A 24,809-nucleotide genomic window follows, 5' to 3' on the forward strand; every position below is an offset into this window, starting at 1 on the left:
GCGCAGCCGACCCCTGATTCGCGGCAATCCCGCGATGGACATCGAATAATATGATGGATGTTCAATCTGGCGCCGGAGCGGACAATGGCGGCTCAAGACGACGAAGTTCCTTTAAATGCCATCCGCGCTTTTGTGACCGTCGCACGCGAAGGCAGCGTCACGCGCGCCGCCAGCAGCTTGGGAACGACGCAGAGCTCGGTCAGCCGCTATTTATCCGTCCTGCGGGACTATCTTGGTGCGGACCTCATCGCGCGGCGCGGCCGGCGCAGTGATTTGACTGAGTTCGGAAGACTATTTGCTAACGCAGTCTCTGAACCGCTCGAGACAGTGGGCTTCACCGCCAAGAGAATGCGGCGGCGGGCGGCCGCGGGCACCAATCGGATCGTCGTCCGCACATCGCTATCGACTTTTGCTTCCTCGCTTCTGATTCCAAATCTGCAAGCGTTCTCTGCTGAAGCTGGCGGCGTTATCGTGGACGTCATCAGCTCGCTCTCGCCGCCGACATCTTCGGATGACTTCGACATATTGATTACACGTGACCTTTCCGTCATCGAACCCGCCGACAGTTGGGAGATCTACAATGAGGAACTGGTATGCGTCGGGCCGCCAAACCTGGTCGCGGGCAGAGAGCTCTCGATCGTTCGCTCAACTCCGATACTGAACATCACATCACGACCCGACATCCTGCCGACATGGCTGAGGGCCATGAACCTGTCCTCAAACGACATACGAGCGGGCGCGCGGTACGATCACAATTATCTTGCTCTGCCGGCAGTCATGACAGGGAAATGCCTTCTTGTCGCACCGGAAATCATCGTCAGTGATCTAGTGCGAGGGGGCGCCTTGCAAATCATCCCCGGCTCACGCGCTCCAAGTGGCATGCAATATCGCGCCTATGCGGTGGATCGCAGCGAGCATCCCGAAATCGCTCGTTCTTTTTGCCGATGGGTGGCTCGTCTTTGCAAAAAGGCAGCACTTGCGCAAGCTGCCTGACGCCTAGCAGGCCCCCCTCAATACGGTACAGTGGGAGATCGATGCATTGCCCGCTATTCAAGTCGAGAGCACTCAACTTGAGAAAACCATCGGAGCAGAGTCGTCAAACCCTTACGAAGATAGCGCCTCTCTGTCGCAGCAATCCAGACGCCAAAGAGTGAGAGACCGGAACGCAAAGATCTCATTCTATCCGCGATCGTGCCATGCCAGAAGAATTGCTGCACGGGACGGAGGTATGCCATTGATCGCCCAAGAGCTCATGAACTGTCATTCCTGCGTCTGCCCTTGTCGAGCAATGCGCGGCAGCGAAGGCGCATGAGGCGCCGCGCCAGCTTAACAAGTCGAATGGTTCGGCTGCGCAAATCGTCTGTTTTCCAGCCCCGCTCGCCAATACGATGGCTTCCAAACAGACCTTGCGCAATTTGGCGATAGCTATTTCCTTCCTGCCATGCATCCAGTGCGCGCAGCGCGAGGATCAGCCGACGCCGCTTCAAAGCCGGCAAAGTAAGAGGGGGCGTTCCGAGTGGCCGATGCTCAAGCGCGAGCCAAAATCGACGTGCAGCCTGCAAGCGAAGCTCGAAATTAGCGTCGAGCGGCAAATCGAGCACGACAGCAGACCCGCTCGCCGGAAGGCTCTTCAGCCAAAGGCGATGCCTCGCGCCTCCGAGCGGCACGATGGCATGCCAGCCATCCGGCGCGCGACGAAGGCCGCTGCCCGGCAGATTGCCGAAATCGAGCTGGTAGCTTTTGGGCGCCACGCAATTGGCCGCCCGCATAGGTAGTACGGTCGACAGCACTTCGGGTGCCCAGAAGACTGCTTGCTTATCGAATGTCTTTTGCGGATCAGCTGGAAAACGAGAGCCCCCACTTCCGTCGCAACTGGTCCGTGGTTGCGCTGGATCGTTGGCGGCGAGACAACCGCCTGTAATCCTCTTGGTAATCGGGATCCCGGCGCAGCCACTCCCAGGCCAGGTCGGCAGCATCCGCCTTCTTCAGGCCGCTGTACGCTTCCTCAGATCTCCAGTCAGTATCCGGCATCGCACCATTTCCCCGCAGGATTTCACACGCGGCGAAATGCAGCCGATGATTGTGGCCCTTTCCGGTTACGTGCGTACCGCGTGCGAGCCTTGCACGCACTTAATCGATGGAATAATCATCTTTTGCGATTGCTGGGAATTCCGCGGATCCTGAAATCCGCCGTGTTCATTGCTTTGGCCAACCGTCACGCAGCAGATCACGATAGCCGCGGCCCGCTAGCCACTTGGCCCGCGTCAGATGGCTTTCAAACGTGCGTCGCGCACGATCGGGTTCAACGGTCGTCTCAAGCCCAAGCACAATGCGCGCGATTTCGCGCCAATCTGCCTTGTCAGCGTCGGCATCGAGAAGTCGCATGTAGGTGATAGCGTGCTCCTTGTCATATGACGTGAGCTCGTGCGCGGTGGGCGCCAATTCTGCGATCTTCGGGTCGGCCGGCACTGCCTGACTCCTATCAAACTGAAAAATCTATCGAATTCCGTGCAATGATAACCAAATTGGGGGCGTTGTGGTACGGCCGGAATCGTCGCAGCGCCAAACTCATTTTCGCACCAAGACCGCGATCGCATATCGGCTCACAATGACCTGGTGGCTCCATCCTGCGCATTTCCTCTTTCAACGCAGTACATACCGGAACTGATCGGAGATTTGCCATGCAACTAGGCTGTTCTTGCTCTTTCATGCCGGGAGGTGCCCGTGGTGACCGGCCCGCGCGCATTGGTGAAAGGCCGTGGCCAGACCCAGCCCTTGGAGAAAATTCGTTTCCCTTTTCGAGCTCCAGTTGAACGGTTGTCCTATCTGGTCGCGGTGCCCGGAAAACGCCGCAGTACCTCTGAGCGGCCATTACTGCTCTCCGGCCAGTGGCGGGCTATCGCACCGCGAGAACGCTTGTGATGATCGACGACATTCGAAGACGACAAACGTTACGGCGTCTGCATCTCACAGTGACCTGCTTCCTTGAAGCAAATTGGACGACAACCAACTGCTTAGGTGTGAGCTTATCGTAATACTCTGGCTATAACCAGTGGTTTCATAATCGTCGGAATGGCTGCCTTTGCGCATGAACGCTCGTGCGCTTGTGGCCTGGAATGTGCGCCGGATCCGCGTAGAGCGCGGCATTCCGCAAGAGCAATTGGCCTATGATGCCGGGATTGACCGCTCGTATATGGGGCGCATTGAGCAGAAGAAAGAGAACCCGACCATTGATCTCCTGGATCGTATCGCCGCGACCTTGGGTATTCACTTGTCCGAATTGTTCGCTCAGCCGGCGAAGGGTGCGGTGCCACCCAAGCCGATGTCCAGAGGACGCAAGCCGGCACGCCCGTGTCGGAACAGGACGTAATTATGGAGAGAGCCATGTTTGCGGCTAACCACGGGAGCGAAACGAGCCGGAGCGGCTCACGTCCTCCCCTTCGAATCTGCGGCGGCCGAATCCGATCTCCTGCTCCAGCCGATGTTGCGACAGCAGGGTTCGGCTTAAAGAACGCCCAGAGCGGCCCGTTATAAAGCCGAGATCTTGGGTGATCCTCACAATCTATCGAGCCAGAGGAACGAAGAGGCCGCCTGCCTCATCGCAGGCGCCGGCGCGCACCTACTATTCCTGCCGCCCTACAGCCCCGATCTCAAGCCGATCGAGATGGAATTCGCCAAAACCAAAGTACTGTTGCGGCGAGCCCCCGAACCGTCGACGCCTCCGGGATCTCGTGGGACGCACACTGAACATGTTCACTCCTGAACGATGTGCCAACTACGTCTGTCATTGCGGATAGAAACCGCTTTGATCGCGACCGGCTCCAGCGAACCGCCCAGCATGCCTAACGTATGCGACAGGCGCGTCCACGCCTTCTGTCCGAACAAACACGCGACCCGCCTCATAAGCGAGCGTGAGCGCGATCCCCAATTGCGAAGGACACTCTTGAAAGGCCTTCATCGATGATCAGGACCCTGGTGTGCCTGGGCCCACATTCATGAGTTATTTCCGCAGTGCGCGAGCCCGCTTTTAAGTTGGATAGCGCCTCGACCATCGCCCGAGCTCGATCCGCTGCAGCTTTTCAATGCCCAGCCCGATAGCCAAGAGCCGGCTCGCATTGTACCCGGCTCTCACACGAGAATGGCACCGCCTGCTCGCGCTTCTCAGCAATTCTTATGGACAAGAAAAGAAGCAGGTTGGCCGCGCGGGTTAGCCGATCCTGGCGGGATAAGCTCTAAGGCCCGGCTCCGCTCGACATCGCAGGGCCACAACTCAGCCTTGAACCGCCAGCGTCTTACGAAAACCCGACGTGCCGACACTGCTAGGCAGCCTCAGTGGCCCGTGATTTCAGCCTCCTCATGTGCGGTACGCCGGCGTCAATCGCAAGCTGGTCCATGGCCAAATGAGGACTGCCAATTTTGTTGACGGGGTACGGCTCAGTCGCGCGATTATCCCAGATTGCGACGTCACCTGATTTCCAGTTCCAGCACAGGGTGTTCTGCGGCGCGGTGAGATAGGATTGCAGCAGTTCGAACAGTCTTTGGCTGGGATAGCGCTGCAGGCCGACAAAGTTCTGCACAGACCGACCGAGCGAGAGCATGCGTTCGCCGGTCTCGGGATGAACACGAACGATCGGATGTGTCGTTTCGTAAATCGTTCTGGCGGATACGTCGTCCAATGCTCTCTTGTCGGCTTCGGTGGCCCCCTCCATCGCAATGTGATCGAATGCGGCGCAGCGCACAGCCCAGAGGTTATCGGCGAGCATCCGCAGGGGATTGGGAAGATCAAGATAAGCGGCCGCCGTGTTCGACCAAGCGATGTCCGCGCCAAAACGCGGGACCGCTGCCTCCCGCAGCACTGAAATTGTTGGGCGGCGGGCACTGAAGACGTCATCATCGTTCATCTGGTCGACATGACTGCAGGCGCGATCAGGGAGCGCCTTCCGGATTGTTAGGTCTCCCCCTGTGTCCAGCATTGTGGGATTCGGTATCAGTGAGCCGAGCCGGAGCACCAAACGCTGTTGCTGGGCATCATCGAGATGTCCCTGATCACGGAAGAGGATGACCTTACGCTCTAGCAGCAGCCGGTTAATGGCTATGATGACCTCGTCAGACAAATCGTCCGACAGCCTAATGTTCTTGATTTCGGCACCAAGCCGGTCCGCATGTTCGACGATGTCTGCTCGCGGGATGACGTTATCAATTGTCATTGTGCCACTCATGCCGGTGCCTCTCTCTGTGAATGTCTAAACAAAGCTCCGCGATTGGTGGTGACGCGTGGCAACGAACGCGACAAGGCCGTCTTGATGACACGCATCCGAATTGTCTGAGGGGTGACCCACACCGCGCAATTCGCCGGCTGATTTTGATACAGACCACCATCATCTTAGGATCTGACTCCCTCTGCGGTGCGGACACAGCCAGTGCGGTTCGAGTCAACTCGCGTATAACGCGAGCAGATCGATTTGCAGCCTGATCAACAGTACAAATTATAGAGGCCGTCTATGTCCAGTCCATGAAACGAAACCAGCTTTCTTTTCGATCTCGAGTAACGTTCGCCTCGTCTGCGAACTCGTTCTTGGAAAATCCTCGAACAACGATTGCATCGGACTCATGCGACTGGCATGGCCTCATCCGCACGACAAGAATCGAGCTCGTTAGCGGCCTGCGCTCGCGAAGCGGATATGACAGGACGCCTCGCTTCGGTAAGTTACTCTATCTTAAGCTGTATATTTTATACATAGCTACCTACACGGTCCGCAATCACTTCCTCGCGACTTGGAGTTGTCCAATGCGGGGTGTCTTTCGTCGGCTGGTTTATTGTGTTGTTCTTCTTGCCGAGCAGGAAAGCCGCGAAAAATTGAACGCTGCAACTCCCATTGCAGCTAAACAACGGACTCAATCCCTCGATTTGCGAAATCTGCGCTCGCACCGAATGCAGGTCTTCGGGGCTGTGACCTACGTTCTTGGCTCTGTCCGGAGGCGTAGATTTTCCTTACGGAGCGCAGCTCGTTTTAGCTTCCTGGCAGTTGACCGCACAAAATAGAGACAGAGCGCGGCCCCCGCAGGAATACCGTGCGCCCCCGAGACAATGCAGCGACTTCGCGCTCTCACATTGCTAGCCGCAAATTCTGGCGGGCTATTTTTGCCCCCTATTGGCAGCACGAGGCTGAAGGCAGCGCCCGATCTAAGATCAGAGCCAGGATTCATCTTCCTAAGATCGCCCTGTCTTTCCTCTAGTACCTTAAGGCGCGTGAGCATGATCACACACGCACCAAAAATGCGGGATTTCAGAGAAGACAATGAAAGAATGCACCAGCAGGGTAACAACGCATCCACGCGGCCGAGCCATCGTGCAAGATGCGCATCGCCGCAACAAAGCCCCTTTCAAAACCTAAGGCTCGTCACAAGCCGCAGTAAACTCCGTTAAGCTTACTTGCATGTGCAGCCAAAGCTGCTTGTAAGCAGCTCGCGCCCCGCGAGATTGTGCTTTGAGTCTTGCTGGTCCGCTTGGCAGAGCGGCCTCATCAAGCCGCCGACCGCCGGTGACGGCCCTCCGGTCGGCTCCGCCTCCCTCCGGCCCGTCACCGGCGGAAACAACCTTCAACCGAGATCATAATGCCGATGGTGGGGGCAGTTCTTCATGACGCAAAGGGGGCAGTTCCGGATGGCGTTTGACACTCTGCGCAATGAAGAAGGACGCGGGGCAAAGTAGCGTTCGATGTGGGCGCTCTCATAAAATTGAACGACGCCTGTTGATGGGCGGATGGATCGTGGTCGAGTAGCTCGGCCATTCGGCTTTGCCCTCACAGATCCGGGCGGGCGGCTTTCCCGCACCCGGCTCTTCCCGAGAGTAACCCGCGTCATATCCGCGCCTGCGCCCATGTGCGAGTGATGCGTGGAGTTGGCAGGCGGAAGCGTGCTGTCAGGGTCTCGAACTCCGGCCAGCCCATGCGCCGACTTTTCTGGCTACGCCGTCTCAGACAACGCAGCCAGGTCCGACGCACTTCGCGGTAGAAGCCGTTGAGCGCTGGATAATTGTGCGGCCTGCCATAATAGCCATAGTGCCCGCGCAGCACGGCGGCGAGCCACTGGTGCTGCGTGGCCAGTGGCGCGTGCATGTGCCGCCAAGCCTCCTGGCGCAACGCCGTCAGCTTGCGCGTCAGGCGTTTCCCTTCCGTCTTGTGCTTCACGATGAACCGGCCATCTCGGGTCCGCCCACAGTAGTGGGTGAAGCCGAGGAAGGCGAAGGTCTCGGGCCGCCGCTCGCCGCGCTGCTGACGCGAGACGGCCGCGAACCGGCCAAACTCGATCAGCCGCGTCTTGTCCTCATGGAGCGTCAGGCCAAAGCTGGCCAGCCGCGCCTTGAGGGCCAAGAGCATTTCCTGCGCATCTGCCTTGCTCTCGAAGCCCATGACGAAGTCGTCCGCATAATGCACGATCACGATGCGACCGCGTGCGCGGCGACGACGCCATTTCTGGACCCAGAGATCGAGGATGTAGTGCAGGAAGACGTTGGCAAGGAGCGGGCTGATGCCTGCCCCTTGCGGCGTGCCCCTGTCCGTCTCTTGCTTCTCGCCGCTCTCAAGAACGCCAGCTCGCAGCCACAGCCCGATGAGCCGCAAGATGCGAGGATCGGCGATCCTGTGTGCCAGCATCCGCAATAGCCACTCGTGGTCGACCGAGTCGAAGAAGCTGCGTATGTCGGCATCGAGCACCCAGTTCACATGCTGGCTCATGATCGCCGTATGCAGGGCATCAAGCGCCATGTGAGGATTCCGCCCCGGCCGGAAGCCGTAGGAGAACCCGAGGAAGTCGGCCTCGTAGACGGCGCTCAACACCTCAGCCACCGCGCTTTGGACGATCTTGTCCTCTAGCGCCGGCACACCGAGAGGTCGCTTACCGCCATCGGCTTTGGGGATATAGACCCGCCGCACCGGCTGTGGCCGGTAGCGACCGGAGTGGACCCGTCCGCAGAGGTCGCGGAGGTTATCCGTCAGCCTCTCTTCGTACTTCGCCATCGTCACCCCATCGACCCCCGCGCTGGCCTGCCGCTTTTGCCGTCGAAACGCCCGAAGGAGAGCGTCTTCGTCGACATGATGCAGCAAGGCAGTGAATCGGGTTTGGGCAGCTTGCTTGGCTGCCGCGTTCACCCGCTCGAGGTTCGGCGGCAAGGCAACCCGGCTCTGCGTCCGGACCCTGGCCTCCTCGCGCAGGCTCCTCTCAGGCTGGTCCCTTCCCTCCATCCGTCTCGTTACCTTCGACGACTTCACAGGTAGTATGGACCAGTCCGACTCCCGACCTCAGCTCGGACAACGGCTCTGGCAGTGCCTTGCCGCTGTCCCCCACTGGAGACCAATCCAATGGACCCGGTCGGGCCTCTCATGTTCCGATGATTGCCTTCCATGCGTGATCCGGCCATCGACCCCGACGGAGCGACATCGTCTCGCATAACGACGATGCTCATGCAGCCTTCGTGACTAGGGAACACACTCGGCCTCCGCGAACATCCACCTTTCGAGGCTCATTCCCGCACCCCGCATGGCTCCTGTCTACACTTCAGACCCCGCGTTGCCGCGATGCCCGCAAGACTCGGTCCCGGCTTGCCTGCTACAGCTTTGGCCGGATGGGACTTGCACCCACAAGCAATCATCAGCTTGGCATGACGTACTCCCTGAGCGTGGTGTAACTGGCGGTGGGACACCGCGTTCGCCGGCAAGAGCCGGACTGGTCAGCTGGCGATAGCCGGGAGGCTGACGGTTGGATCATCGCTCAACGGCGCGATGGTTTCCAGCGTCATGTAACGGGCGCGCTGGACGGCCCATTCATCATTCTGTTCGAGCAGGATCGCGCCGATGAGGCGGACGATAGCGTCCTCATTGGGGAAGATGCCGACGACCTCGGTCCGGCGCTTGATCTCGCCGTTGAGGCGCTCGATCGGGTTGGTCGAGTGCAGCTTGGTGCGGTGCTGCGGCGGGAACGTCATGTAGGCCAGCACATCGGTCTCGGCCTCGTCGAGGAAGCCGGCGAGCTTGGGTAGCTTGGGGCGGAGCTGATCGGCGACCTTCCGCCATTGCGCTCGTGCGGCCTCGGCATCGTCCTGGGCGAACGCAGTGGCGATGGAGGCGGAGACGACACGCCGTCCGCTTTTGCCGGCATGGGCCAGCGCGTTGCGCATGAAGTGCACGCGGCAACGCTGCCAACTGGCGTTGAGCACCTTGGCGACGGTCGCCTTGATGCCCTCGTGGGCGTCGGAGACGACCAGCTTGACGCCGCGCAGGCCGCGGCGGGCGAGCTTGCGCAGGAACGCCGTCCAGAATGTCTCGGCCTCCGAGGGACCAATGTCCATGCCGAGAACTTCGCGCCGGCCATCGCTGTTGACGCCGACCGCGACGATCACCGCGACCGACACGATGCGCCCCTGCTGGCGCACCTGCACGTAGGTGGCGTCGATCCACAGATAGGGCCAATCGCCCTCGATCGGGCGAGCGAGGAACGCCCTTCACCTTGTCATCGATCTCCGCGCACAGCCGCGAGACCTGGCTCTTGCAGATCCCGCTCATGCCCATCGCCTGCACCAGATCGTCGACGGAGCGGGTCGAGACGCCCTGCACGTAGGCCTCCTGCACCACGGCGGTGAGCGCCTTCTCGGCCATGCGGCGCGGCTCCAGGAAGCCCGGAAAGTAGGAGCCCTTGCGCAGCTTGGGGATGCGCAGCTCGACCGTGCCGGCCCGGGTCTCCCAGCTCCGGTCGCGGTAGCCGTTGCGCTGCGCCAGACGCTCGGGGTTCTTCTCGCCGTAGGCGGCCCCGGTCTGGCCTTCCACTTCCAGCTCCATCAGGCGCTGGGCAGCAAAGCCGATCATCTCGCGCAGCAGATCCGCATCAGGGGTCTTCTCCACGAGCGTGCGGAGGTTCATCATCTCATCGGTCATCGGTGGTTCCTCGAATCAGGTTGGTGTCAGCAACCCGACCCTACCGGCGAATCATCGGTGACCACCCGCAAAGCCGCTCGCCCGCTACGGCGCCATGGGAGGGCGCGCGTGCGGACGGCTTTGCTCTACCGAGCTACACCATCACCGGGGACACGACCGGCGGATGATCGGCTCCTTATGGAGCTCGATGGATTGGACCAATGTCGCAGGAGGCTTGGATATGACCCGGCGGATGCTTTGGAGTGGGGACTAGTGACTCCGGCAAAGGCGCAACGTTGGGACCTGGACCAACAATATGGCTGAACACTAACCATCAACAGCTTTGACCAGAATACGGGCGCGATCTCCGCCACTTATACAAACAATGCAAGCAGCTGCTGCGACGAACCCTCAAGCAGTAACCGGTTGGCTTCCTCAGACCAATCAAGGCGCAGCCATCAGTTTTACCGTGACTTTGCCGGATGCGGCTCGACGACCCTTTGGAGGGGGCAGGTCAATACCGCGGTCGGGCTTTCAGGGCCTATGGCTGCCCGCACTCGCAGAGCCGGTTGTATGGAATGGTATCAGCGCCGGCGCCGACACCTCACATTCAAGGCTGGCGATACGTTCCAGTGGCGGCGTAGTGACTGAGAGCAGCGCAGGCGAGAAGCTCTCGAACACGAAAAAGAGCCCGAAGTGACATCAAACTCGAATTGGTTAGCTTCGATACTGAAGCAGACAGCCACCTATGGTTCACAAGCAATCGTGCGGCCGACCGGAACGATCCGCCCGGTGCATACGCGCGAACTGACTGCTGGTCGCTTGTCAGTTGCGCGCCGCCAAGCTCGCTGACGTCATGCGCGACCGACGACGCAATCGTCTTGACGCACTTGCTCGTCAAAGCTGCAGAATGCGCAAGCTATGCGACAAACAGGATGAGAGCGAAGTCTCTACCTGTCCGCCGCCGCCCGGCAGGCTCTGCGATGCAAGCAGCCGACGCTTTGCGGGTCTTCTGGTCCTGTCCGTTCGCCCTGCTCTGGGCTGTGTCGCTGATCATGTCGGCTGCAGCGCATTGTATCACGAGACCCTTCGCGTTCGATCACCACGAGCCTCAGCGCCCGCGGCGGATGATCTTCGGCGAGCGTCCATCACTCTCCGCGCGAGAAGACACCACAGCGCTGCCCGTAGCAGTCGAAGGATCTCACTCCGGCCGGAGTGATAGTTCGCAGATTGCTCAGGGGTTCTAATCGTCGAGGCGACGTCATCAGGCCTGATCTTTTGCCCTTGAGCCTCCGGCGCACTTCCGTGCCATCTTATTCAGCTACAATAGTTTACTCGAACTTGCGCTGGTCGCCGTCTCTGCGCACCAAGCCGCCATGTTCCTTGCCGATTGCTTGGTCAGTCGTCGGATTGCCACTATGATCCCGCTTGGCGAGACCCGCTGGCCAGTCCCCGACTTGAATCGGTTTACGGCGACCATGCCGTCTCGCGCGCTTAGCCGTTCCGGATCAGCTTCCACGACGACGCGCTCCCTGAATGCTTCCAGCTCCGCGGTGAGTCGGGATCGGCGTGCTTAATCCTGGCTGGTTGAGCTACCGGCAGGTCACCGGCACCGCTACTTTCGAGTGAATATCGAAGATGATCTTGCTGAAGCCACATCGACGGAGCGCTGTTTAGCGCTTTTTGTCCGACTTGCCGCAGAACTTCGACGGACGTCTCGCCTCGAGCGGCGGCTTCTAGAATTTTGGACGCCACATACGTTCGGGTGCCGGTCTCCTGACCGGATAGCCTTTGCGAACCTCATCCAGAACTCGACGGAGACAGGCAGTTGTTTCGGAGTCGAGCATAGTAAGGTCTCCTCCAACGGAGCGGTGCAATGACCACACTGCAAGCGCGAGTTTCACGACATAAATATTGTCAGTGGCCGGGTGTAAACGGGAAGGACCTGGCCTTCTGAACACCTTACTTAAGGTTGCGCGATCATACAGTAAACGATGTCGCGTGTCATCAACCCTGGTGTCTTGGCAAGATCGCCGACACATTCGGACAAGTCGTTCGATAGCTTGACGGTCTTTTCGGCGCCAAGCAGGGTCTCGCGGCTGAAGATATCCGCTCGCGGCGCGTCAACAATGATCGGCGATTTATTCAGTGCCGTGAAGCGACCAGCTCCGTCGATTACGCTAGACTGGCCCGCGTTCGCGATCCAGTTCACGTTCCGAGTAGATGTCTGCGTAATCTGCATAACCAGCTCGAGCGCAGGAACACCTCCTGCGTTGGCAGCACCAAAGAACATCACGACTCTACTCCTGATCAAGGCTCTAGCCCTGGCCAGAGTTCAGCCTTGCTCTTGATTGATCAGCCAAGTCTGGCGCGCCCCGGCAGGACTGGCAATCGAATCAAGGAGCGCCGCCGTCCTCCGATCCTCGGAAGGAAGTCCGGCAACTCCCTTTCAGAACATTGAGTAACCTGTCCTCAACACGCGGATGAGTTTACGTCGATTGTGTTCTTCCCAAAGATCGGCCTTGTCTGCCCTCGGGCGACGAGCGCTGAGCTTCCAGGGTAACGGCTTCCTTACAGCGTCTTCAAGTACTCTAGAAGCGCCCGCCGTTCGGTGTCGGTCAATTCCGGCCCGATGACCCCAGGCGGCAGCTTCGTTATATCGGTTTCCTTGCCCTCAAAAGAATGCCCGCGATTGCTATTCCCAAGCAAAGATACGTTGAAGTCCGTCAGGCCGGCCGCGCAGGCGTCATTCGCTCGTACTTTCGTAACGAGCCCGACGTTAACAGGATCGAATTTGCGGCTGCCGACGCAGAAAGAACTCGGCCGGCGGCCCTGCGGCAATAACATGTCCTTTAACGTCGGCACGGACCCGTTGTGCAGATACGGAGCTGTCGCCCAAACACCGTCCAGCGGACGCGCCCGGTACTGAGGTTCAACAGCAAGGACATCTTCGTCCTTGCTGTTACGGCGCACCCGCGCTCCAATGTAAGCTCGCGGATTTTGGCAGTTCTTCCTCGGTCCCCACATCTGCTGCTTGGTTTTTTCGGAAGAGTTGTTCGCGAGGTTCCATTGATCGATCGTCTTGCCCACGACATCCATCAGCGCGAGCACAAATAAGGGATTTGCCGCCCGATCGGCCGGCAGGCCGCACCCCCAGGCCTTGTTCAGGTCATCGATCGGATTGAGGCCGAGTGATTCGGGTAAGTGAACACGCCGCGTCGTGAGGACATTGGATTGTTGACGATCGGTGCCGATCACGTTCACCGGCAGCTGAGCGACGTTGAAATAGTAGCGCCCGCCGATCTCCACCCAATTCTTCTCGCCCTTGGCAGAGCGATCTGGGTTTTCCGGCTTCCAGAACGAATCTTCCGGCCACTTTGCGTCGAATGCGGGATCATCGACCGGCCCTCGATGGCATTCAAAGCAGTGCGAGCGATAAAGATCACGACCTTTCTCAACGAGCTTTTCGTCAATGGTCCAGGCCGGGTCGCCTCTGAACCTGTCCTGCGCATCCTTCCATCGTGGCGCGACAAGGCCGTTGAATTTCCTGCCGCTTGCCTCCGCCGACGAAAAGGGATCGGTACCGCGCAAAAGCTCCTCGAAACGCGCAATGTCCGACAGATGGATCGATGATTCAAAGAGCGGCCGTCCTAGCGCGGGTGCCCTCATATTGATTTTCGCGCTGACGCCGAGCGCTTCGCCAGAATTGCGAACAAGCTCGTTGAGAACAGAGGCGTCATACTGCGCCCAAAGGAAGTACGGCGTGTCCCAGATTGGCGGAAAACTCACAGGAGCGTCGTTGCGCGCGAAGTTGCCCTTGAGGAGCGGATCTGGGAGTTCTCCGGTCGCTGGATCGAGAAAATTTGTGTAGAAGACCTGGTTGCTGATCCGGTTCAAGGCATCAAGCCGACCGAAACCCTCGTCAAGATTCGTCACGCCCTGCCTCGTCAAAAGGCTATCGTTTGCGGCCTTTTGCTTCTTGATCTTTTGAAGTGCGAGCTCCAGATCACCTCGAAGCTTCTTGCGGTCGACGCTTCGGCCTTCAATGCTTTCCAGCCGGCCGGCGAAGCGTTCAAACCGCCACGGCAAGATCAGCGTGTACCCGATCGATAACCCAATGACCCTTTCAACCTCGCCAAGGTTGACCATCGCTGGCCCACCATCGTAGCGAATGCTGACATTCTTGTACTCGAGATAACCTGTATGACAGGCGGCGCAGGTTAGTCCGATCTGATCTTCGTAGAAATCTCCCGTTGTCGGGTCGACGCCACCTTTCAGGATCGCGAAACCCACAGGCAAACCATTTGCATTGTCAGGTGTGCTCGCTGTCCAAGTGGAGCTGGCGCCCTTGGAATCCTCCTGGTACCCGTACGTAGATGAGCTAGCGTCAAAGTCCTTTGAGCTCGGACTTGGGATGAAGCCAAGGCGTCGCAGATAATCGTTGTCCGTCAGGCTCGTGTAACGGATCGACAACTCAGGACGTTCCAGAGCCAGGAACCACTTATAGGGGACAGGAATAGTCGCCGTGCCTTGGGACGTGTGGTGGAACCAGTAACGCTGCCGCGAACTCCAGTTCTGGGGCAGCCAGTATGCGCTATCGATCTTCGATGGCGCGGGCAGTGTCGCTGGCAGCAATTGGGCAACCAGATTTGCGTCATTCTTGACCTTGAGCGCCGCATCGCGAAGCTTCTCCGGTACGAAATACGCCATCCCTATTGACGCCGCCAGGACAAACACCATCGCGAACAAGAGACCGACGACATGGGGCCACCGCCTCACCACGCCACCCACCCAAGAGCTGAACGAACGTGCCCCCATCTCAAATTCTCCTTAATCTCAAATGCGCCTGCCCCCGCGCGAGCGCGCCAGCCAGCAACGGCGCTTATTACTTGTTCAGCAATTGGCTATTGATGAAGGTGACGACGTCAGCGGTCTCGGCTGCCGCGCGTCGCGTTATGGTCGCGGCCGCTGGGCCACCATGCAGGAACGAGGGGAACCAACCGAAATTGCGAACATTCCAGTCTTCTTTCGGTAGAACGGCTCGGTTCACGCCGGACACCGCGAAGCCTTGCACTTTCCTAGCCAGCGGCTGCGCGGTTTCGGTGTGACAGCTCACGCAGTCCGTATTGAAGAAATGACTCTTCTTCGTATCGGCAATGACATTGACGATCTCGAGTACGCGGCTATTGGGGACGTTGGCATCGATGAAATCGGCTGTCGAAACACCCTTACGATTGGCAAGCGGCAGAGGAGGATCCTGTAGCGCCGCGTGCCGGCACGTCGTTGGATTCTGGTTGTTCGTGACAGGCCGCGGGACCACGTGCGTCTGGCCTACGATGCTAAACATCTGCGCGGCATGAAGCCCATCGAGCGTCGGGCCGGGCACTGGTATCAACCCGGCCTGCGGGACCCTCAGCATCGAGACGAAAACCCAGGGTTCGGGCGGTGAAATCCCCATAACAGCTATGGTGTTGAGGCGCTGCGGCGAGAGATGCTTTTCCAGCAGAGCTTTGACGGCATCACGAAACGGTTTTGCGGATGCACCGATAAGGCCCGGGTGCACGTTCATGTCACCGGAAGTCGAGACCTTGACATTGGCGAACTTTCCCGCCGCAAGTTGATCACGCAATGATGCAACGTCACGAACGATTGCCTTGAAAGCTTGATCGTCAGGTTTAAACCGTGGGAATGGCGCACAACCATCAAGAGGTGAATCAGGCTCGAGGTTGAAACTGAAGATAAGATGACCGGCAGTGTCATGGACCTTGAACCCTTCGGGTCCATTGGTCACTGGCTGAATGATCAGGCGGATTTGCGGTTGCCGGCCAAACTGGGCGATGACATCAGCAGATAATCCCGGGGCACCCGGATCGATCCGGATTCCCGCAACGAACCAGGCATCGATCTTTTTCACGATATCAGGCAGCTGAATGCGGCGTGTGCCCGAGTCCGGCACGCCTTTGCGTTCTGGATTTTCGGCGTTTGTAATAAAACGCGAAAAATCCTCATCGGACAAAAGCCGCTGCGGAGCCCCGGTGGGGCCGGCGAGATCGGAAACCGCGATCAGATTGACGAGGTCTGCCGGCGCTTTCGGTGGAGGAAACAGGATGGACACGTCGTTGGCCGAAAGCGGCTTCAATGGCGTCTCGGCCCGGGCTGTTCCTGCTCCCAAGGCAACCGCGACAATCAGCCCCGCTGCGGACAGACTTGTAAACAGCCGACCGCGTTTTGACCGGCGGATTTCACCTTTTGCCATCGTCAGCAATTCCCCTGTAAGATTGAAAAATCGAAAGCCCGATGTAGACCACTTTCAGTCACATGATTCCCGCCCGCGACCGGGGATCAGGGTGCTTACTCGCTGCCGTAAAATTTGCTCTGCAATGTCTTGAGTTGCGTCGGATGCAACGCCTCTTCAATGCAGCCGAGAAACATCTGGCTTCTTGCATTGACGCGCTCCCTATCGGTTGGGCCATGCTCCATGTCGGTTTGCAGCGCGCGCACGGCCATCCAGTCCTTCGAGGAATCCTTGAGCAACTCAAACAGCGTTCGGTTTTGATAGGGATGAAGCCGAAAGTGAGCAAAGGCGACCTTGGCTGAGATCTTCGCATCGCGCAGTGCGTCGGGAAGCGTGAGGAGATCAAGCCCCGCCAGTTCTCCGAGCTCTTGCATTTGATTCTGCGCTTCCTGATATTGCTCGCGTCCCACCAGTTGATACATTCCTCGTGGACGAAACAGCCAACCGTCGTCCGTCCCCACCTGGTTTCCGAACGGGTTGCCCTCGTAACCAAGAACAAAGTTGGCCAATTCCTTCGGATGGTTGAGCAACGCCTCCATGCCGACGGGCGATTTGTTCGCGGCCGCTAGGTCGGCGTTGTTCTTTTCTATTCGATCGCGCCATTTGCGCGGCAGTTGAGAGACCGCGCTGTAGGAGAAGTCTTCGCTGCTGCGTGTAAAATCGGCGCTGTCGTAGGAGATTGCCCCGAGGATATAAGCCAGGATCCGTAGATCGCTCTCCTCGATGCGGTCCCATTCCTGCAGCAAAGCCTTGACCTGCTCGGCCTGGAAATACGCCATATAGCTCTTACGATATGGCGGCACGGGTGCAGGAACTGGCGAATGATTCTTGATCGATTCCGCCAGCTGGTGCTCGTACGCAGAAACTTTATCCTGGTATTTCTGATAGCCACGCTCCTGCAACCACTTGCTCTCATAGCAAGCAAGTAACGGCTGCGGCTTGATCTTTGAGGCGGGCCTGTATTCCTTCTCCAACTCATCGGCGTAAGCAGCCTTTGCAAGCTTGGCGTCCCTAAGCGCTTCAAATGCAGATGCGACGGATCCGTTCAAGAGATGAAACAATTTCACTTGCAAGCAATCCGCGTTGCTCTGCTTCTTGCGGGATTGATCGAAGTCATCCTTCGGCACACAATCCCAAAAGCGGCCGCTGCTTAGCGAGATGATGTCTTCCGTTTTCTGAGATAGCGTCCAACCAAGCGGCAGGTTGTAAAACGAACCTGTTATGTCGATTCGGCCGAACGTTGGAAAGCGTTGCACGCTGGGCCTTACCTCGCTCTCCGGCCGACGATCGATATTGGTCGCGTGGTTCAGCGCAACATAGGTCCGAGAGCTTCGCGTGCTCAAGAGCGCGCGCACTGGCTCCATGAGCTCAGCGAACATGAAGGAACCGTGGTCTCCGAACTGACCGCTCACCAGCGACAACAGGTAAAATCCGGAATTTTGGCGCGTCAGAGGTGCCCTTGATGCTGTTGAGTCGCTCAATCAAATCGAGCGCGGTCTCTATTCCGGAATTCTCAACATATTCGCCGTCCACCAGGCGCGCCTGCGGATTGGCGGTCATGCAATCATTGCGCAAGGAGACCGTCGCTGCCGGCGTCACCCATGGAAACCGCGCGCTCGTAAAGGCCGCGGCGCTAAGCGGAATCCGCAGCGAGTGGCTCTTGACAGTTTGATCGGCTCCGGTGCCGGCACGATCAAGCATCGAGAGAATGCAGAGGTCTTTGTCTTTCGCGTGGAGCGGGTCGATATTGAAGGGAGAGATGACAACGCGTTTGCCGCTACCGGCATCTGTCGTGTTCAACAACAGCGCCGGCATATTGTTGGAAGGTGTCCAATGGGACTGAAAATCGGCCTTTAGCAGGTTGGATTGGTCGCCGGTGCCCTTTTGGCTCTTGAGCATTCTATCTGCAGCATTCTCCAGCGTGTATTCCAGAAAGCGCGCGCGATCAAAACTCGGGATAGCGAGCGGAGAAAACAGCTGGGTGAAGTCGGTAAATAGAAATCCGGCAACCAAGGGCGAGAGAAAATCCGTCTCCAAGACGCTTGCAACGCGCTGTTCTATCCTCCCAGGGCATCGATGTCCTCGGCCCGGCCGACGCCGGCCAGAAAGTCGGCGATCTTCGGGCATGTCTTTGCGTCGGGAGTGACCACATCAAGTGGCGCATTGTCGGCATGAAGCGCAGCTGCAAAGATTGCCGAGCCGACGCTCCCTCCGGAGACGCCGCTTATCGCAAACAGATGCTGCCGAAATGCCGGACAGAGATCCTGCATCCTGGCAAGAAAGCGCGCCGCATTGTTGGCTGCGTAGATGCCTCCGCCCTGGGCAGCCACAATGAATACCGGATATTCTCCAAGCCTCTCGGCCTCAGCCAGGCGCGGTTTTTGCCGAAGCCAATCCCGAAATGCTTCGGCTGCAGAAATGCGCATCTCTTCTGATGGGCCGGTTGCTCCGGCCACGCTGCGCAGCCCGTGGTCATCGCCTCCGAATAACGAGGCAACCACGAACAAGCCGCCAAACACAACCGGTATAAAAGGAAAATTGAACCTGATCGTCAGTAGAGCAAAGTGGGTGGTGAGACCGGCCACGCACATCCCAAAGAGAGCGATTACGCCGAACGATCCGACGAATTGTGCAAGCCTGTCAGGAAACAAAACGAACCCGGTCGTCAACAGGGCGATGCCGCCGATCGTGAGCGCGAGAAATCTATAGCGGATGAAATAGGCGATGTTCGCCCGGTTCGCGAGTGCGGCCGAGCGATCTTTTGATCCCATCCGCCAAGCGAATACGACAAACGAGGCGAGCAGGATCAACATGGCAAGCGCAAGAACGAGCAGCATGTTCCGCTCGAAGGCGAGCGCTTGGTCCTGAATGCGGAAGATGCTTCCGACTTCCTCGACCTCACCGATCTTTTCAGTCGGCCGCGAGGCGAGTTGACCTGCCGTCGCGGCGATGATCGGCAACGCTCCGAGGACAATGGGTGCAACTTTGATATAAAACGCCACGGATCCCCTAGCGGGCGGGATATGAGGCAGGGTTGCGGCGCTAAGCTGAAAAGCGGCCGCCCAGATCGTTAGCGCAATCACGCCCACGGCGACGAACTCCTTGAGCGTTACCCACCCAATATCGTCAGCGGCTATCCGGTAGAGTTCCTGAATCTGATCTGGCAAGTATAGCAAAATTGAAATGAACACCGAAAAGACAGCGATCCACCGGAGGTTGCGCGACAATGTAAAGAGCTGCTCGCGCACAGTCACCGCCTGAATTTCCCATTCTGTCATCGGAGATAGTCCTGAGCGAGCAAATAGGCTTGCATTTTAGAATTCGTACGAGCCCTCGTCGGAAGGCCTGCGCGGTAGATAGCGGGCGGCCTGCAACAAATTGACCGGAGATCTCCTATCGGACACCGCCCTGAAATTGAGAACGTAACCTATAGTAGCGGCGCGATTTATCGAATATTCTCTTGAATCGTCAAGAGATTTTAGATGCCGGGGATCAAACCTGTGATGTCGACGTTTTGTGCTCTCGATCCGCCACCTTGCGCATTTTTTCTTCACTCATTTGCTTAGAACGCAATAAAGCCGCATGCCCGCACCTCACTGTCGTGATCGGTCGACCGCAGGTCGTCACCACCGGACGCGGGCTTCAATGCTTGCGGACGCGCGGACCGCGTCAGGCAATCCGCTACTTTATTGAAGCTTTGCGACCTCACGCCTGCGAGCTCACCGATCTGCAACCTGCTTATCCAGCCACTAGGGACATGTGATCTCGGCTCGTCTGCGTTCGTGCCGGCGCTATCAGCACACATCAGCAGTGCCACATGTCGGATATGTCTCGGCCACTGCTCAACTGAACGTTCGAGACTGTTCTTGACGTGCCGTCGTAGGCTGCCAAGTCGTCGGTCCAGCACTCCTGCGGAACGAGATCGCGGCCGGACGAAGTCCGCTGGACCCTGCTGCACGCCTTAATTCCAAGAGCAGATCGCAGTCGAACGCAATCTGGAGGACCGAGCTGCCCCTTCTCTCTCGCGCGAGCTCGATGTCGGCCACTCCAAGACAAGATACCAAGTCGGATAGACTTTCGCTCCGAGGGAGTCCGCACAAATGCGGTATTTTCTCGAAGATTTTTCCCGCGATCATTGATCTTACCCACACCAGACGATTGGGGTTGCTCGGTGGACGCGTCCGGCCGCTCTGTTCTGTGGCGGCTGCGGCAAAGCCCCAGCAATGCCGCAGCATACGGTTTGCTGATGCTTCTCTTGTGCGTGGCTTGTTGATTGCTCGCTGGGCTGGGGACTCGCCAGCTTCACGGGGTGCCAGTTCGTTTCCATAGGGGCGCGTCCTACATCATGGGCGCCCCGCACGCGCGGAGCTCTGCCGAACCGGCTATATCGCCTAAAAACCCAACAGCTGGGCTATCAAGAGCATCGCGAACAAAAGGAAACCAGCGAGTTTCGGAAACGGCCCGTCATGGCGCGCAGCCCCCGACAGCTCAGCCCCTCACCGTGGCACAGGCTGCTCTCGGCGGTCCTAGGGCTTGAATCCTGGCCAGCCCGCCCGGTCCTCGGGTTGCTGTTCCCCGGGCCCCCGATGGTAGCGTTCGCGCATCGCCTCCGCGATCGCGATATCGAGTGCGGCTTCGCTATCGGGCGGCGTCTGCCCGGGATAGAGATCGCAGAACTGTTCCTGTTTGCGCTTTAGGCCGGTCATCATACGCCAACTAGTTTGCCGGGCGGCAAATGGTCACTCGGAAGGGCAGCGAGAAGGCCTTTAGCGCGGCCGCTGGTCCACGATAACCGGGGATTACCGGGGTTGACAAGCCGCCGCTCCTCATTTCCTCGACACTGGCTCGGCCGACTTCGTGATCCTCGGGCTTCAGAATGGCAACTTCCACAGGAAATAGAGAAGCCCAGCAATGGCTCCCCAGAAAAGTATGCCGCGGACAATAAAGACGAGCGCCATGTTAATCGCCGTCTCGCCCAAGCCGCTGCGCCATAGTGATTCCATCGATCGCGCCTGCCAGACCTTCTAAGAAGCTCGATGCCACGCATCATCGTCGGGAATCTCCCAGTCACGTAGGCTGCCGACGTAACGGGTCAAAGCAATAACGCCCGCGATCGTGGTTCGTTGAGCGGATGAGCACATTCGCATGCTCCACGAGAACTTGATTCCTTTGGACGCTGATTTCGTCGGCGGCATTAAATTCGGCTTCCTCCTCGAGCCTCGCCTATCGACAGGGCCGCATCATAGTACGCCGACAGCTCGCTATGACGAATCGATCACTACGAAGATCCGATCCCGATCGGCTGCAGCGATCGACTGGTGGAAATTTCATGCGAAGACGTGTTGAGCCCAGACAAATAGCGGGGCGATACTAGCAACTCAGCCGCGGTGATAATCGGCGTAGAGTGGCTGTGATCCGCTGTCTTTCTGCTCATCAGCCTGGGATCAGACGAGGTCCATGCTCCCATCGGCCGGCAACATGGCCGGTAGTACCAATTTCCGCATTGCCTGCAGCAGCTTAATTTGAGCTGCGGATAAAGAGGCATTCGAGGATAAGATAGATTGCCTTCGGATCAGTCTGCCGCGACACGAGATATGACAGGATATCGTGTCGCAGCTCGGGCGTGAGACGAAGCACGAACAGCTCTTTACGGTCGACCCGATTTTCTTCGTACCAACAAATCACAGCCAAGCAGAAGTCGAAGGCAAGAACCACTTCGCGAGCCGCGATCAGATCGGCGCGGGCTGCCTCTAATTGCGCCGCATTGCCCGTGAAGCGATATTGCAACTCTTCATTGAAGTCGTGAAGCCGAACTGTCGAAATGTAGGGGTTCAGCGCAAGGTTATAGAGAAGGAGCGCTCCAACCTTCGCATGAGAGAGCGCTTCGGTGTCCTGAGGGAAATGCTGTGTCCGCCAGATTTCGCAGTCCGCTGACCATTTTTCATGGACGAGCTTCAGCGTGTTGCTGTCGAAATCAATGGCGAGGCTCAACGCCTGTGTGATCTGAAAGCAGTAGCGCTTAAAGGCATAGGCGAAGCTGTCATAGTCCGACAGCCAATCATAAAGCGTATCCGGTTCAAAGCTAATCATAGCGACTCGCGGTCCGCGAAAGGCGGGCCGGTCGTGCTACCAGAAGTTCTGAAAGAACAAAAGCGTTAGCGATACAATTCTGTGCAAGCCCGTAGGCTCAATTGCCCGCAGCCTCTTGGGCGCGCTCGAAGCTAGTCTTCACAGTCAGAAAGCGCTCGTAATCAATCCGAATGACGGCTTTGCCGTTCGGGGAAAAAAATCTAAAGCGGGATTCGTCGCGATCGAGCGAGCGGTCACCGCTCGATGATGCGCTATTCATGGAGGCCGACATGTCCGATTCCCTAGAATTCGACTTGACAGGTTTTTCAGTGACAGAGCGCTGGCCGCTTGTCAAACGCAACTTGAGGAGGTAACGCCAGATCAGCCGCATGGTTCAAATCGAAAATCTTCGCGTTTTCAGCGACTTACAGTCGCTGCGTCGGCGAAGCTGCAACTTTTGAATGTCCGGCAATCGTAAGTAGGACGCCTGCAGCTTTCCCGCAACAGCCCAGATCGTATTCGACGATGGTAAATCGGGAATGAATTTGTGATTGCTGAGCCAGGAAAGGTTCAATTCACTGGTGCTCATGAGCGATCCGCGCGCTCGCCGGGGGCGTTGGCCTGCTCGGTTCCAATGGCGGCTGGAATCAAGGAAGTCGACGAGTGGGCGGATCAGTTTCGCCTGGACAGACGGATGCCCCTAGGGCGCGCGCTCGCCCTTCTTTGTGTGCCCGCCGAGACGTGGAGAGCGCTTCCGAAGCAAGGCTATGTGTCGACGATCTTGGACTTCTTCGCCAAGCGGATTTCAGGCGGCTTTGCGCGGGCCGCTGACGCGCATGCTGATCGGCAAATCGGCCAGGATCGATCTCACCGAGCTCGATTCGTCCAGAGTGCCGGCAGCTGAGATTCTCGACCAACTGCTTGGTCGTACGAACCGGACCGTGAACGTCGATCCGGCGGCTTTCGCCGATGACGACGGGCTTGAACGAAGGTTGCGCTCCTTGCATTCCCATGCGTTGCTTTACAGGCGCGATACCGGCATCGATGGCCTGTTCATGGGATTTCCGTTCCTGATCATGCGCGATCATCGGCCGAACACGAAACCGCGGATTGCGCCGGTCCTGCTGTGGCCGGTGCGCGTCAATCCGGAGGTCGGAAACCGCGGTCATATCACTCTAGGTTAGGGGCGCGAGAGAAATCCCGATACCGAGATCGAGCATGTTCTCGTCAATCCCGCTCTCGAAGGACTCGGAATTGCCGAGGCGAGACGTCGGCAGGAAGCGGCCAACGAGCTCCTGACGCATGCAAGCTTGTCCGTCCAGGCGGTGATGGACGCCTTCAGCCGATTGGCCAAGCCTATCGGCACCGAATTGACTGCGCTTCCCGGAAAGGACCTCGAAGTCGGCGCGCAAGAACGGCAGCTGGTGCCAGCAGCCGTGCTGTTCCATCTGGCCTTCATGGTCCAGGCGGTGATGAAGGATCTCGAGACCCTCCGGGGTTTTCCATAAGCTTTGAACTGCTTGACGGCAGTCTGCCATTTCGCTCGACGAAACGCTTATCCGCGTTAAGTCCCATCCTGTAACGCAGGACAAAACCGCTGGATCGACGTGAAGAACCGCGGCTGAGCCTCTCATGCGTTCGGACACTGAGGGCTGCCTTTCATCGCGGCCTCACCTTAGAGAGTTCTAGCGCGTTATCCGAATGTAGCCTGCGTCTTCCGGCAGGGGCCGCTCGCCATCAAAGTCATTGTACGAGAGCAGCGCTCCCAAACCGAATCGCACCATGCCGCCAATCCAGATGAGGATGGCGGTGACATAAACCGAAGTGCAGATCCCAACAGAGCCAGCCCGCCCGAAGAGAGTGCCCGCACTGAAGAGGATGCCGATCACGCCCCAGAGCAGAACAGCGCAGTTAGAAAGCCCCTTCCGCGACCCTGATGGCTTCGTAGCGGAAACGTCGGTTCCCATTGTTGCCCATGCGTAAAAAGTCCATCGAATGGCCGCGCCTCAAGTTCTGCCTCTTCGCTCGTTACCGATGAGTGCCGTAACGGTTGCCAGTTCTCGAATTGACATAAGTCCCGCCACGGTGTGATGAGCCGGATCCGCCCAAATAGCTGCCGCCATGACTGGTACTGTGATGTCCGCCGCCGTAGCTGACGCGCCCTCCATGTCCTCCGCGTGCGTTTGCTTGTCCGATCACGCCGAGCAGCAACAGACCGGCAACTATTGCAATCAACTTCATATTGCGCCCGCCCCTTTCGAATGTGGAAGCGTATCCAAGCGCAGCCGATGCGGGATAACAACCTTTGATACGCGCAAAACATGCAGCTTTACGCCGGGAACAGCTGGAGCGGAGCCGTTTTCCGGTGCGAGCAATGCGCGCCCTCGTTCCCGAAACTTCTCGACTTCAAAGGAACCGGTGACCTCGTCTGAATGCCCAATCGGATCGAGCAGAAATACCGCAGATGAAAGGCCCTCTGCGCTGATTATCCTCATGGCTGCGATGCTAACGTAGGCCTGCTACTTGCTCGGGGCCAA

At 58.3% G+C, this 24,809-nt stretch carries 20 protein-coding genes and 2 pseudogenes; 5 read left to right on the forward strand and 17 right to left on the reverse strand.

Annotation, left to right across the window (positions count from 1 at the left end; translation table 11 throughout):
- The first annotated feature begins 84 nt into the window (after nucleotides 1-84).
- Nucleotides 85-993, forward strand: a complete 909-nt coding sequence (locus I6F12_RS24585; protein ID WP_225125765.1) for a LysR family transcriptional regulator — start codon at nucleotides 85-87, stop codon at nucleotides 991-993.
- 257 nt (nucleotides 994-1,250) lie between these two features.
- On the opposite strand, the gene I6F12_RS24590 is transcribed toward I6F12_RS24585, so the two are convergent.
- The 3 genes from I6F12_RS24590 to I6F12_RS24600 all read right to left on the reverse strand — a co-directional run bounded on the left by I6F12_RS24590 (nucleotide 1,251) and on the right by I6F12_RS24600 (nucleotide 2,469).
- Entirely contained in the window at nucleotides 1,251-1,751 is a 501-nt protein-coding gene (locus I6F12_RS24590) for a DUF2285 domain-containing protein (protein ID WP_225157421.1), read from the reverse strand.
- An 85-nt stretch (nucleotides 1,752-1,836) separates the two neighbouring features.
- Entirely contained in the window at nucleotides 1,837-2,031 is a 195-nt protein-coding gene (locus I6F12_RS24595; protein WP_225157422.1) for a DUF6499 domain-containing protein, read from the reverse strand.
- A gap of 165 nt (nucleotides 2,032-2,196) precedes the next feature.
- On the reverse strand, nucleotides 2,197-2,469 hold the full coding sequence (locus I6F12_RS24600) for a DUF2285 domain-containing protein (protein WP_225157423.1): 273 nt from the start codon (nucleotides 2,467-2,469) through the stop codon (nucleotides 2,197-2,199).
- 619 nt (nucleotides 2,470-3,088) lie between these two features.
- Here I6F12_RS24600 and I6F12_RS24605 point away from each other — a divergent pair.
- Nucleotides 3,089-3,370: a helix-turn-helix transcriptional regulator gene (locus tag I6F12_RS24605; protein WP_225157424.1), complete on the forward strand. Its 282-nt coding sequence runs from the start codon at nucleotides 3,089-3,091 to the stop codon at nucleotides 3,368-3,370.
- 237 nt (nucleotides 3,371-3,607) lie between these two features.
- A pseudogene (locus I6F12_RS24610) lies at nucleotides 3,608-3,703 on the forward strand (IS630 family transposase); the annotation flags it as partial.
- A 616-nt stretch (nucleotides 3,704-4,319) separates the two neighbouring features.
- On the opposite strand, the gene I6F12_RS24615 reads toward I6F12_RS24610, so the two are convergent.
- The 13 genes and pseudogenes from I6F12_RS24615 to I6F12_RS24675 all read right to left on the reverse strand — a co-directional run bounded on the left by I6F12_RS24615 (nucleotide 4,320) and on the right by I6F12_RS24675 (nucleotide 22,663).
- Entirely contained in the window at nucleotides 4,320-5,207 is an 888-nt protein-coding gene (locus I6F12_RS24615) for a TauD/TfdA family dioxygenase (RefSeq protein WP_225157425.1), read from the reverse strand.
- A 1,653-nt stretch (nucleotides 5,208-6,860) separates the two neighbouring features.
- Nucleotides 6,861-8,270 carry a group II intron reverse transcriptase/maturase gene (gene ltrA, locus I6F12_RS24620; protein WP_345944183.1) on the reverse strand — a complete coding sequence of 470 codons (1,410 nt, stop codon included), beginning with the start codon at nucleotides 8,268-8,270 and terminating at the stop codon, nucleotides 6,861-6,863.
- Nucleotides 8,271-8,728: 458 nt separating this feature from the next.
- Nucleotides 8,729-9,929: pseudogene (locus tag I6F12_RS24625) on the reverse strand (IS256 family transposase).
- A gap of 1,945 nt (nucleotides 9,930-11,874) precedes the next feature.
- Nucleotides 11,875-12,204 (reverse strand): hypothetical protein, encoded by a 330-nt coding sequence (locus I6F12_RS24635; protein WP_225157427.1) that lies wholly within the window; start codon nucleotides 12,202-12,204, stop codon nucleotides 11,875-11,877.
- Between the two features lie 275 nt (nucleotides 12,205-12,479).
- Entirely contained in the window at nucleotides 12,480-14,726 is a 2,247-nt protein-coding gene (locus I6F12_RS24640) for a di-heme-cytochrome C peroxidase (RefSeq protein ID WP_225157428.1), read from the reverse strand.
- Between the two features lie 67 nt (nucleotides 14,727-14,793).
- Entirely contained in the window at nucleotides 14,794-16,164 is a 1,371-nt protein-coding gene (locus tag I6F12_RS24645; RefSeq protein ID WP_225157429.1) for a hypothetical protein, read from the reverse strand.
- Nucleotides 16,165-16,259: 95 nt separating this feature from the next.
- Nucleotides 16,260-17,624: a hypothetical protein gene (locus I6F12_RS24650; RefSeq protein ID WP_225157430.1), complete on the reverse strand. Its 1,365-nt coding sequence runs from the start codon at nucleotides 17,622-17,624 to the stop codon at nucleotides 16,260-16,262.
- Complete coding sequence (locus I6F12_RS24655) at nucleotides 17,572-18,240, reverse strand: hypothetical protein (protein ID WP_225157431.1); 669 nt, start codon at nucleotides 18,238-18,240, stop codon at nucleotides 17,572-17,574. Before I6F12_RS24655 ends, I6F12_RS24650 begins: the two co-directional genes overlap by 53 nt.
- Nucleotides 18,241-18,260: 20 nt before the next feature.
- On the reverse strand, nucleotides 18,261-19,481 hold the full coding sequence (locus tag I6F12_RS24660; protein WP_225157432.1) for a hypothetical protein: 1,221 nt from the start codon (nucleotides 19,479-19,481) through the stop codon (nucleotides 18,261-18,263).
- A 1,248-nt stretch (nucleotides 19,482-20,729) separates the two neighbouring features.
- Nucleotides 20,730-20,912, reverse strand: a complete 183-nt coding sequence (locus I6F12_RS24665; RefSeq protein ID WP_225157433.1) for a hypothetical protein — start codon at nucleotides 20,910-20,912, stop codon at nucleotides 20,730-20,732.
- A 162-nt stretch (nucleotides 20,913-21,074) separates the two neighbouring features.
- Nucleotides 21,075-21,206 carry a hypothetical protein gene (locus I6F12_RS37360; RefSeq protein WP_275970512.1) on the reverse strand — a complete coding sequence of 44 codons (132 nt, stop codon included), beginning with the start codon at nucleotides 21,204-21,206 and terminating at the stop codon, nucleotides 21,075-21,077.
- A gap of 514 nt (nucleotides 21,207-21,720) precedes the next feature.
- A complete protein-coding gene (locus I6F12_RS24670) occupies nucleotides 21,721-22,293 on the reverse strand; it encodes a hypothetical protein (protein WP_225157434.1) in 573 nt (190 codons plus the stop codon).
- A gap of 97 nt (nucleotides 22,294-22,390) precedes the next feature.
- Nucleotides 22,391-22,663 (reverse strand): hypothetical protein, encoded by a 273-nt coding sequence (locus I6F12_RS24675; RefSeq protein WP_225157435.1) that lies wholly within the window; start codon nucleotides 22,661-22,663, stop codon nucleotides 22,391-22,393.
- A 445-nt stretch (nucleotides 22,664-23,108) separates the two neighbouring features.
- Here I6F12_RS24675 and I6F12_RS24680 point away from each other — a divergent pair, with 445 nt between their 5' ends.
- Together I6F12_RS24680 and I6F12_RS24685 are read left to right on the forward strand one after the other, a co-directional pair.
- A complete protein-coding gene (locus tag I6F12_RS24680) occupies nucleotides 23,109-23,456 on the forward strand; it encodes a DUF4011 domain-containing protein (RefSeq protein WP_225157436.1) in 348 nt (115 codons plus the stop codon).
- 144 nt (nucleotides 23,457-23,600) lie between these two features.
- Complete coding sequence (locus I6F12_RS24685; RefSeq protein WP_225157437.1) at nucleotides 23,601-23,780, forward strand: hypothetical protein; 180 nt, start codon at nucleotides 23,601-23,603, stop codon at nucleotides 23,778-23,780.
- Between the two features lie 729 nt (nucleotides 23,781-24,509).
- On the opposite strand, the gene I6F12_RS24690 is transcribed toward I6F12_RS24685, so the two are convergent.
- Entirely contained in the window at nucleotides 24,510-24,767 is a 258-nt protein-coding gene (locus I6F12_RS24690) for a hypothetical protein (RefSeq protein WP_225157438.1), read from the reverse strand.
- Nucleotides 24,768-24,809 lie beyond the last annotated feature (42 nt).

The organism is Bradyrhizobium sp. IC4059, assembly GCF_020193615.1.
GTDB classification, from domain to species: Bacteria; Pseudomonadota; Alphaproteobacteria; order Rhizobiales; family Xanthobacteraceae; genus Bradyrhizobium; species Bradyrhizobium yuanmingense.

What these genes read in the sequence shown, in the direction of transcription:
- I6F12_RS24585 (WP_225125765.1), top strand. Translation starts at nt 85, where the DNA reads ATGGCGGCTCAAGACGACGAAGTTCCTTTAAATGCCATCCGCGCTTTT.
- I6F12_RS24595 (WP_225157422.1), bottom strand. Translation starts at nt 2,031, where the DNA reads ATGCCGGATACTGACTGGAGATCTGAGGAAGCGTACAGCGGCCTGAAG.
- I6F12_RS24605 (WP_225157424.1), top strand. Translation starts at nt 3,089, where the DNA reads ATGAACGCTCGTGCGCTTGTGGCCTGGAATGTGCGCCGGATCCGCGTA.
- I6F12_RS24615 (WP_225157425.1), bottom strand. Translation starts at nt 5,207, where the DNA reads ATGACAATTGATAACGTCATCCCGCGAGCAGACATCGTCGAACATGCG.
- I6F12_RS24640 (WP_225157428.1), bottom strand. Translation starts at nt 14,726, where the DNA reads ATGGGGGCACGTTCGTTCAGCTCTTGGGTGGGTGGCGTGGTGAGGCGG.
- I6F12_RS24645 (WP_225157429.1), bottom strand. Translation starts at nt 16,164, where the DNA reads ATGGCAAAAGGTGAAATCCGCCGGTCAAAACGCGGTCGGCTGTTTACA.
- I6F12_RS24660 (WP_225157432.1), bottom strand. Translation starts at nt 19,481, where the DNA reads ATGACAGAATGGGAAATTCAGGCGGTGACTGTGCGCGAGCAGCTCTTT.
- I6F12_RS24665 (WP_225157433.1), bottom strand. Translation starts at nt 20,912, where the DNA reads ATGATGACCGGCCTAAAGCGCAAACAGGAACAGTTCTGCGATCTCTAT.
- I6F12_RS37360 (WP_275970512.1), bottom strand. Translation starts at nt 21,206, where the DNA reads ATGGAATCACTATGGCGCAGCGGCTTGGGCGAGACGGCGATTAACATG.
- I6F12_RS24670 (WP_225157434.1), bottom strand. Translation starts at nt 22,293, where the DNA reads ATGATTAGCTTTGAACCGGATACGCTTTATGATTGGCTGTCGGACTAT.
- I6F12_RS24675 (WP_225157435.1), bottom strand. Translation starts at nt 22,663, where the DNA reads ATGCGGCTGATCTGGCGTTACCTCCTCAAGTTGCGTTTGACAAGCGGC.
- I6F12_RS24680 (WP_225157436.1), top strand. Translation starts at nt 23,109, where the DNA reads ATGCTGATCGGCAAATCGGCCAGGATCGATCTCACCGAGCTCGATTCG.
- I6F12_RS24685 (WP_225157437.1), top strand. Translation starts at nt 23,601, where the DNA reads ATGGACGCCTTCAGCCGATTGGCCAAGCCTATCGGCACCGAATTGACT.
- I6F12_RS24690 (WP_225157438.1), bottom strand. Translation starts at nt 24,767, where the DNA reads ATGAGGATAATCAGCGCAGAGGGCCTTTCATCTGCGGTATTTCTGCTC.